The organism is Deltaproteobacteria bacterium, from assembly GCA_026712905.1.
Classification (GTDB): domain Bacteria; phylum Desulfobacterota; class Binatia; order UBA9968; family JAJDTQ01; genus JAJDTQ01.
This window is the reverse complement of sequence record JAPOPM010000268.1, coordinates 1-9607: the sequence shown is the minus strand read 5'-3', so window position 1 is coordinate 9607 and position 9607 is coordinate 1. Positions and strand designations below refer to the sequence as shown.

General features: G+C 64.2%; 7 protein-coding genes and 1 pseudogene. All 8 read right to left on the bottom strand.

The features are described from left to right. On the bottom strand, nucleotides 1–755 hold a 755-nt coding region (locus OXF11_21965; GenBank protein ID MCY4489753.1), incomplete at its 3' end, for a hydantoinase/oxoprolinase family protein. Nucleotides 756–799: 44 nt separating this feature from the next. Beyond that, the gene (locus tag OXF11_21960; GenBank protein ID MCY4489752.1) at nucleotides 800–2353 is read right to left on the bottom strand and encodes a Fic family protein; all 1554 of its coding nucleotides are present in this window, start codon (nucleotides 2351–2353) and stop codon (nucleotides 800–802) included. Nucleotides 2354–2763: 410 nt separating this feature from the next. Continuing rightward, complete coding sequence (locus OXF11_21955; protein MCY4489751.1) at nucleotides 2764–4587, bottom strand: hydantoinase B/oxoprolinase family protein; 1824 nt, start codon at nucleotides 4585–4587, stop codon at nucleotides 2764–2766. Continuing rightward, nucleotides 4584–5180 carry a hypothetical protein gene (locus tag OXF11_21950; GenBank protein ID MCY4489750.1) on the bottom strand — a complete coding sequence of 199 codons (597 nt, stop codon included), beginning with the start codon at nucleotides 5178–5180 and terminating at the stop codon, nucleotides 4584–4586. Before OXF11_21950 ends, OXF11_21955 begins: the two co-directional genes overlap by 4 nt. A 66-nt stretch (nucleotides 5181–5246) precedes the next feature. Further along, nucleotides 5247–6706, bottom strand: a pseudogene (locus OXF11_21945) (hydantoinase/oxoprolinase family protein). Nucleotides 6707–7257: 551 nt separating this feature from the next. Beyond that, a complete protein-coding gene (locus tag OXF11_21940) occupies nucleotides 7258–7521 on the bottom strand; it encodes a hypothetical protein (protein ID MCY4489749.1) in 264 nt (87 codons plus the stop codon). Between the two features lie 133 nt (nucleotides 7522–7654). Beyond that, nucleotides 7655–8230, bottom strand: coding sequence for a hypothetical protein (locus tag OXF11_21935; GenBank protein MCY4489748.1), 576 nt, complete (start codon nucleotides 8228–8230; stop codon nucleotides 7655–7657). A 26-nt stretch (nucleotides 8231–8256) separates the two neighbouring features. Then, nucleotides 8257–8793, bottom strand: coding sequence for a hypothetical protein (locus tag OXF11_21930; GenBank protein MCY4489747.1), 537 nt, complete (start codon nucleotides 8791–8793; stop codon nucleotides 8257–8259). Between the last annotated feature and the right edge of the window lie 814 nt (nucleotides 8794–9607).

The window sequence follows — 9607 nt, the reverse complement described above, 5'->3', positions numbered from 1 at the left end:
TGCATGACGAGGGGGGCGCTCCGGAGCCCGTTGCCGGCGAGCTTCCCCTGAAGGCTGCGCATGTAGGCGACGATCTTGGGAGCGATGTAGGAACTGAAGATGGTCGTGGTGGTGCGCTCGTATTCCCCCAGGAACGGCGCGATGTCGCTGGAGCAGCTTACGTGGACCTCGGGGTGCGTGCGGCGGACCACATCCGCCACGGCCTTCTCGTGGGCGTTGTTGGCGATGGACCAGAGCAGGCAGACGGCAACGGACTCCACCCCCTTGCCCACCAGCCGGTCGACGGCCTCCTCGATCCGCCGGATGTCGGTTTCGACGAGCACCGATCCCTTGTAGTCGATCCGGCCCGGCACTTCTTCCGTGAGACCCCGCGGAACCATCGGCTCGGGCTTCTCGAGCGCCGCCACGTGAGAGGATTCGGTCTCCGTCAGCCCCAGGTGCACGTTGCCCCGCATCATCAGGAACGTGTCCGGAAAGCCCTCGGTGACCACCAGCCCGGTGACGGCACCGGCACGGGTGATGAGCGTGTTGTCGGCCACCGTGCAGGCGTGGAAGAACAGGCGTGTGGAGCGAAGGAGAGCGCCGATGTCCGGCAGCCCCAGGTTCTCGGTGGCGTTGTGGAGCGCGTCGACCACGCCCACGGAAAAGTCATGCGGGGTCGAGAGCGCCTTTCCGATGGTCAGCTTCCCGTCGCTGTCCAGGACCACGCAATCCGTAAAGGTGCCGCCGATGTCGACCCCGATGATGTATTCCATGAAGACGTTCCTTCGGCCACACTGCCACGCGGCGTCGTGACAAATCAAGGCACGGGCGCCATCCCATCCGTGAATACATCCCGGTAGACGACCTCGATCCGTTCAACCTCTTCATCGGTGAGCGCGGCGAATTCCCGCTCGCGGCCGCGACCGGACAGCATCCCGCCGTTCTGGTGCAGGAAGCGGAACAGGAGGTCGGCCAAACGGTCCGGCAGATCGAGCATCAGGTCGAGCTCCGCGCGGAACGCGTCGTATCGTTTCAGGAAGGCAGCTTCTTCCGGCAGGTCCTGCTCGATGGTGCGCTGTACGCAGCCGTACAGGAATTCCGTCTGGGGCGTGGCATCGAGGAACCGGTAGAAATCGCCGGTGTCGTTGAGCACACGGACATTGCCGTCGTCGGTGGGCTCCCAATCCACCGCCGGGAGGAGCCTGCGCGAACAGTCCTCCAGCGCCGCCCGGTAGCCGTCCATCCGGTCCAGGATCACGGCCGATATCGGGAAGACGAGGCCCGGCGGATTGAACCCTCTCTTGGCCAGGACGTGGTGGATCAGGTAGCGGTGCAGCCTGCCGTTGCCGTCCTCGAAGGGATGGGTGAAGACGAACCCGAAAGCGAGCGCCGATGCGGCCACGACCGGATCGAGTTGTTGCGCCGCCCGCCCGTCGAAGGCCACCAAGCCGCCGACCAACCCTGGCAGATCGTCGGGCCGGGCGCTGATATGCACCGGGATGGGCATGCGTGTCTCGCGATCGTGCTCGCCGATGAAACCGCCCTCGGTCCTGAGTCCGGGGCGCAGGAACCGGAAATCGCCGATCACGATACGCTGCAGACGCACCAGTTCGTCGAGGTCGATGACTTGCCGACCGGCCTGTGCGATGGCGCGGCCCCACCGTTGAATGCGGTCTTGCCGCGGACGCTCGCCTTCGATGGCGAAGCTGGACCGGGAGTCGTTCAACAAGAGGAAAGTGGCCGTTCGCGCCAACAGGTCGCGCGGCACGGCCGCGGCCGCCTGCCGCGCGCGCGCCGGCAGGTCCATGCCGACGAAACGTTCCAGCGCCTCCGTCCGAAAGACCAGCGGGCAGAAATCCGGCGTGCCGGGCAGATTGTTCTTCACGCGATGCCGTGAAGAGGTCTCGGCTGGCGCGGCATATTGGCGGTCGGGATCGACCACATGCGGGTAGGCGCCACGATCGGCATCCGGCAGATCGAGCCGTTGTCCGGTCAGCCATTCATAGAGGAACCAGATGCGCCGCGCATAGGAGCCCGTCGGTTTCGTTCGGACGATGGCCTCGACCGGACCGGGACCGGTGGCGACGAACAGGCGCTTGAGGACGGCCAGATCGAGGCCCTCATACTTGAGGGCGAAGGTCAGTTGTCCGTCCAGGCTCGCATCCGGCGCGTAGCGCGGCGAATAGATGCGCCATCCGCCCTCCTCCAGACGCCTGTGACGCTCGCCGATAGCGCTCAAGGTGCGCGGCAGCGGGACGCGAAGACCATGCCCTCCGATCAACGCGGCGTAGCCTGCCGGTACGGCCGGAACAGGGAGCCGTCGCTCTTGAAATACGGTGACCGGTCGTGAAATTTGAATCCTTGGAACCATATTTTCTGATGAATAATTCCAAAAATTCATAAGAAATGAAGATTAGTTAAAACTAGGTGAGGCATGTTGACCTGATAATAAGATTAGATGCTGACGAAATACGATACTACATGGATGATTGCATGAAAAACGAATTCCACGGCTGGACCCAAAGCGGCGGGGAGCGCTGGCCGCCCCTAGAAACAGGCCACTAGGAGCCTGCGCCGCAGAAGACTGGTTGAATTCTCACACCCCCGGATCGTCATTCCCGCGAAAGCGGGAATCCAGGGGTTGGGCGGGGTATAGCAGCGTGTTCCCTCGCCCCACCGCCCCTGGATTCCCGCTTTCGCGGGAATGACGATCCGGGGGTGTGGCGCCTCTCTCAGATGGAGTCTTGACACGCCTGTTTCGCGGGAATGACGATCCGGGGCCTAGCGCTGCTCCCGGATCCGGGCGCGGAGCGCTTCCGTGGCGGCATCGTCAACCCGTATTTCCGAATCGTCGAGGGCGACGCCGTATATGTCCCGAGCCGACTCCGCCGAGACGATGCCGTTGACCACATCCCGCAGCACTGCCTCGGGGTCCCGGTCCAGCGGGTCCCCGTACCCTCCGCCGCTGGCCATGCGCATGTACAGGACGCCGCCGTCGCGCAGGTCGAAGTCGCAATACGGCAGCATCTCCGAGGTGCCGCCCATGGCCTCCACGTCCTCCGGGTGGCGGTTCTCCCGGATTGCGTCCCAGACGGTTGTGTCTTCCTTCAGCACCAGCAGGCTGGGGGCGGCGGACAGGCCGCCGAAGACGCCCTGCCCCGAGTTCCGCAACCCCGAGACTCCCAGCGCCACGCCCTTGATGCCGCCCTCGGGGGCGTCGTGCACCGTCAGCGCGGTCTCCGCGCCGGCCCCGCCCCGGTAGCGCCCGGCCCCGGCTCCGTCCATCAGGTGGCGCCGGAACAGGTAGAGGATGGGGAAATTCTGCTCCACCCACTCGACGTTCTGGCACGAGTGCCAACCGCGTCCGCCGGAGTCCACTCCGTCCTTGCCGGCGCGGGCGCCGTATCCGTCGATGGCCCCTTCGGAAAGGCTCGACACGTAGTAGCGGCCGTACTGGTTGACGCCGGCGTGGCGGGCGAAGCGGTGGCCCGCGTTGGACGCCATCACCTCGTGCCGCCAGCTCTCGCTGGTGGCCAGCATCTGCATCAACACCGCGGGGGCCAAGTAACGGCACGTAGCCGCGCCCGAGGTGGTGTTCAGCGACACCGGGGCGGGGTATTGGGCATTGACCACCGTCCCCGGCGGAGCGACGATCTCGATGGGGCCGAAGGCGCCGTGGTTTCGCGGGATGTCGAACCCGATGGTCTCCAGGACCGCGGCGAAGCAGGTCCCGAAGGTCGCGTGGTACGGCATGTTGATGCCGGTCCTGGCCTGGGGATCGCTGCCGGTGAAGTCGAAGATCAGGCGGTCGCCCTGCTTGTTCAGGGTGAGCTGCATCTTCCACGTCTCGTCTCCCTGGATGAGCGCGGTGTCGCTCCAGGAGCCGTCGGCGAACTCGCCGATGCGCTCGCGCAGCACCGACTCGGTATACTGGATGATCTCCGCCGCCACCTGTTCCAGGAGCTCGGAGCCGTACTGGTCGGCGATCTCCTGTCTCCGGGCCTTGGCGATGTTGTTGGCGGCGATCTCGCACTTGAGGTCCAGCCCCACCATCACCGGCTGCCGGGTCATGTTCAGCAGGGTGTCGAAGACGTCCTGGCGGAGCTTGCCGCGCTCCACCAGCTTGAGCCCGGGCACCCGCAGCCCCTCGTGACAGATTTCCGTGGCCCCGGGAGAGTTGCCGCCCGGCGACATGGCGCCGATGTCCATGACGTGGACGAAGGTGGCGCTCCAGGCGATGCGGCGGCCTTCGAAATGAATGGGAGCGATGACGTAGACGTCGGACTGGTGGATGGCCGCCACGTACGGATCGTTCAGCAGAAAGACATCGTCGGGATCGATGCCCTCGCCGTCCTCGAACCGCTCGATGATCTTCTTCACGGCGACGCCGGCGCAGGCCACGTGCTGGCCCAGGGACTCGCCCGCCGACAGCACGTCTCCGTCGGCGGTGTAGAGCGACGCCATGTAGTCGTGTTGCTGCGTCGTGTTCACGGTGCCGCCGACCCGCTCCAGGGTGATGCCCATCTCCCGGGCGATCTGGTACAGCCGGTGCGACAGGATCTCGAGGGTGATGGGATCGACGTTGCCGTTGCCGGTTGCGGTCATGTTGCCTCCTGGCCGACGTGGATCACGATATTCCGGAACGCGTCCATCTCCGCGCGGTCGTTGGGGTTCACCACGATGGTGGTGACCGGCGTCTCGATGATGGCCGGGCCGGCAATGGCGGCGCCCGGAGACAGGCGCTCGAAATCGTAGATGTCGGTGGGGGCGAAATCTCCGTATTCCTCGAAGTACGCTTGCCTCCGCCCCTTCCGGGCCTCCCTTGCATCGCCCGGCGCCAGACCGCTCTTTTGCACCGTCGGCCTGGCCAGCCTGCCGATGGCCGTGACCCGCAGCGACAGCATCTCCCTGCCCGCTTCCGGATACCCGGCGCCCTGCCCGAACGACTGCTCGTAGAGATCGTCGAATCGGGCGTAAAGCCGCTCCAGATCATCGTCCCCCACCGGCTCCCGCCCCGGCACCGGCACGTTGATCTCGTTGACCTGGTAGCGGTAGCGCATGTCCACGCTCCGCAGGATCTCGGTGCCGTCGTCCTGGAAGCCGGCGCCGGCCAGGTCCGCGGCGGCGCGGGCGCGCAACGTCTCGAAACCGGCGTTGAGGCGAACGGGGTCCAGCGGCGCCACCACGTGGTCCGACATGCCGTACTCGTAGGTCACGTCCGCGGAGATCAGCCCGGTGGCCGCGTGGACGGAAGCCGTCAGCGGAACCACCACCTTGCCCACGCCGAGTTGGAGCGCGCAACGGGCCACGTGCACGGGCGCGGACCCGCCCATGGCAACCATGGTGAACTCCCGGGGATCGTACCCGCGCTCCACCGTACAGCGGCGGATGAGGTCGCTCATGTGGGCGTTGATAATCCGGAAGATCCCGCCCGCGGCGTCCACCACGCTCATGCCCAGGGGCCTGGCGATGCGCTCCTCGATGGCGGCCATGGCCCCTTCCTTGTTCAGCGAGAGACGGCCGCCGAGGAAGTAGTCCGGGTTCAGATAACCGAGGGCCACGTCGGCGTCGCACACCGTGGGCTCGGTGCCGCCGACGCCGTAGGCCACCGGGCCCGGAGCGGCGCCCGCTCCCCGGGGGCCAACCTTGAGCAGGCCCGCCGTCGGGTCGATCCAGGCGATGCTGCCGCCGCCCGCGCCAATGGACGCCACCCAGATCTTGGGGCCAGGATGCGGTAGCGCTCGAACACCGGCTGGTAGTCGCGCTCGATGACGCCGTTCCGCACCAGGCTGACCTTGAAGGTGGTGCCGCCCATGTCCGCGGCCAGAACGTTGGGCTCGCCGATCAGGTCGCCGATGAACTTGCTGCCCACCACCCCTGCCGCGGGCCCGGATTCCAGCGCGCCAATGGACCGCTGGGATGTCGCCTCGATGCTGAGCATGCCGCCGTAGGCCTGCATGACCAGGGGGTCGTTGCCGAGCCCCTTGTCCGCCAGGCTTTGCCGAAGGTTGCGCAGGTACGAAGCAATCCGGGGGCCGATATAGGCGTTGAAGATGGTGGTGGCCGTGCGTTCGTACTCCCCCAGGAACGGCGCCACGTCGCTGGAGCAACTCACATGTATCCCGGGGTGCTTGCGGCGGATGACGTCCGCCACGGCCTTCTCGTGGGCGTCGTTGGCGATGGACCACAAGAGACACACGGCCACCGACTCGACGCCCTTGGCCACCAGCCGTTCCACCACCTCCTCGATCTGCCGGTCATCGGCGTCAATCAGCACCGAGCCCTTGTAGTCGATGCGTCCCTGCACGCCCTCGGTCAGGCTTCGCGGCGCCAACGGCTCGGGCTTCTCCAGGGCCGCGATGTGCTGGCCCTCGGCCTCCGTGAGTCCGTAGGTCACATTACCCCGCATCATCAGGAACGTGTCCGGAAAACCCTGGGTCACCACCAGCCCCGTCCGCGCCCCGCTCCGGGTGATGAGGGTGTTGTCGGCCACCGTGCAGGCGTGGAAGAAGAGGTACGTCGAGCGGAGCAGGTCCTCCACGGACGGCAGGCCGAGATTGGCGGCTCCGTCCGCCAGAGATTCGATGACGCCCCGCGAGAAGTCGTCCGGCGTCGACAGCGCCTTGCCGATGGTCAGCTTGCCGTCGCCGTCCAGGATGACGCAGTCGGTGAAGGTGCCGCCGATGTCCACGCCGACTATGTATCGGCCTCGGGAATCACTCATAACTATTTGATAGTTTTGAATTCAAGGCGACGGTAGCGCTGGAGGTGCTGCGATGCGGTGTCCCGTAAACCGTTAACCGCTTCGCGGCGCGAACCCTGAGTAGCGGCACTGCGCGAATCGCCCAATCTCTCGCGCACAACCATGGCTGGTGAGGTCATCGCAAGCAGGTCACGCGGCCTCGCCGACGGTCACGCTGACACGTTTCCCCAACCGCCGCAAGGCAAGGTCGATGGTGGCTGCCTTCGTGACATGATCCGGACTCAGCATGTGCCGCACCTCACTCTCGGCGACATCGAGGCCACGGGCGAGACGACGTACGACATGCCCGCCTTGCGGAACGCCTCGTAGAGGGCCGCCTTCAGCGCAATCGGCACCGGAGGAACGACAATCGGCTGGCGCCTGGTCGCGCGCGACGGTTTAGGCAGGTCCTTACCCTCACGCATCGTAGCCGCGATCAACTCTCGAAGCCGGGTGGGTTGCGTTGTAAGTTACATCCATGGCCTTGTCGTAGATGGTAGCAGAGCCCATGGCGATTTCCTGCAGCCATCCGTTCAGGTCGTTGGAAAGACTGCTGGCAACAACCCCTGTGTCGTCACCGAGAGCTTGTCGGCAATCGGCAGAGTAGCACCCAATGCTTTCTTGAAACGGGTCTTCATTCCTCCCATGGCACCAATCGTGAATCCTGCCTTCCCGGAGGCGGCGTAGGCGGAACCCGCCACGGAAGGTGCCGCGTCGGCAACTTTGCGGGAGCCGGCGCCGGAACCTTCGGCCGCCGCGGATATCTTGTCCGCAGCTTTCGCGGAAGCATTCTTCACCTGTTCGGCGGCCAGGTTCGTCGCCTCCCTGATTCTATTGGAAACCGATCAAGATTCTCTCCCGCGGCAATCCTTCATATTCTTCTTACTGACGCTCGACCGGACATGTCTGTATCTTTCACCGGGGCGGCGCCTAATCCGCCGATCCTGTGGGGTCGAATCGTATATCGGCCGACGGAAAACCCCTGGTCAAGGCTTTCATGGCGGTGAGCCATTTCTGGCCTCCCCACTGATTGGAGAAGGCATATGTTTGTCCATCGTGGCAAATCAACTCGTCGTCCTGCGTGTACCATCTACGCGGATCAAACGTCTTGCCCTTTCCCCGGCGTATCAAGCTCATCGCCTCGACAAATTCGCTCTCGGTCAGGTGTCCCTGCGCTCCTCCGCGGAACCTCCTCTCGAAAAAACGCTCGCCCACCGCAGCTGAAATTTCTTCCGGAGCATGCCCCAATGCCACCAGGGATTGGACAACCCTCAAAACGGCGTCCCTCTTCGACAAATTCGGGTGCATGTTGCCTGAAACCGACACGTCGTAGCGGGTCGTGTCCCTATTGCCCTTGCCCGTCCGCCTCTCTCGCTGGACTTTCTCCCTGAGTTGGACTTGATACTCCTCGGCCTCGGGAGAAGGTTCAACGAGTCTGTGGAGATTTCGTAGATGGACATGGGTATCAACTCTTGAAAGTTTGTTACCGCTGCCGGCCAGGCTCAAAGCCCAACACGTGCACGCGCAGTCGATCAACGGGGGCGTATTGCAGTTCGGCAACGCTCCACCGCAACCGCGAGTTCCTCGACACCACCCGGAGCCGCCCGGCTACGAATCGCCGCTATTCCGATGGTCTTCTGTGCCGGCAGATCGCGCTCCGGGACCACGTAGAACTCCCAAGCGCCAGGGTCCCGTTGGTCTGCCGTGTCACGTTGCTCTCCGTGCCAGGCAAACACGTAGATGTCGGCATGACGTCCGGTCTGGTCGACCCATTGTCCGCCGCCATTGATCCAATACCCGGTTCTGGGAGCGATGTCGAAGCGGGGGAGACTGCTGCGTTCCCCCCAACCCTGCGCGAACGCGGATTGCTTGACCTCCAGCCTGACGCGCGACTCGTGCTCACAGTCCCATGAATCCCACGGAGTCATGCGCTTCCAGCCGCTGTCCTTGAGTGCGAGAGCCACGAGGGCTTCAACGTACTCGGATCTGTGGACGTTGTTCATCACCCGCCGGTCGTACGTCCGGCTGACCTCAGAGAGGACACTGGCAGGTGTGAGCGGTGATGTCATGCGATCGACCTTGATCGCCGTCTCGCAACGGCCCCGACGATGGCCGATCCTCCTTGACGGGTCCGAAGAGTTTGTGAGGTGGTCCCGGAAACCCGGACAGGTTGTTAAGGTGTATTCCACCGACCAAGCATCCGGCGTAGGCCGGAGATTACCGAGAGGTCGCGTCGTTGAACAGGAGCGCTCTCCGATCACCTCAAACTCGTCCGTGCATCCCGACCGACCGCTGGAACGACGAGTTGTGGGGCAGTGGATTTGGGCCAAGATTATCGACCGCAATTGTCCGGTTTTGGTTGACCCGTCCTTTATTTCTTGGGGAGACTCGTTACGACTTGTTTGACGGAGTCCCGAACGCGTCCCACCAACTCTTGGAAATGCTTCCGAAGGGTTCGTTATTGACATAGGTGCCGCCAACATCCACGCCAACCAGGTACCGACCTTGAGATTCACTCATAAGCAATTGATATCACTGCGTAAATCTAGAGGTAAGAACTGCGGAGCGCCACTTGCGCAACGGTTACCGTAAGCATACTGTAAGCGGATTCATTCTCGTCCGTGCGCGCTGCAGCGCGGCTCTGTCGCTCTGTCGCGGTGCACCCACCGTTCCAGCGAAGCCCAATCGCGGGTTTTCCGTCCCACAGCCCTCTCGCAGCAGACCACCCATCTTCGCCGCTGTCGAAAATCGTCTCCTCGAATTTCCATCGGCCGGGACCAGCTTCTTCCCTGAATGTAGCGAACCTGTCAGGTGAGGAACCGAGTGCGTCAGTCGCGTACGCTTGGATCTGTGCGGGAGGGACTCGTAACCACCGATCCTACC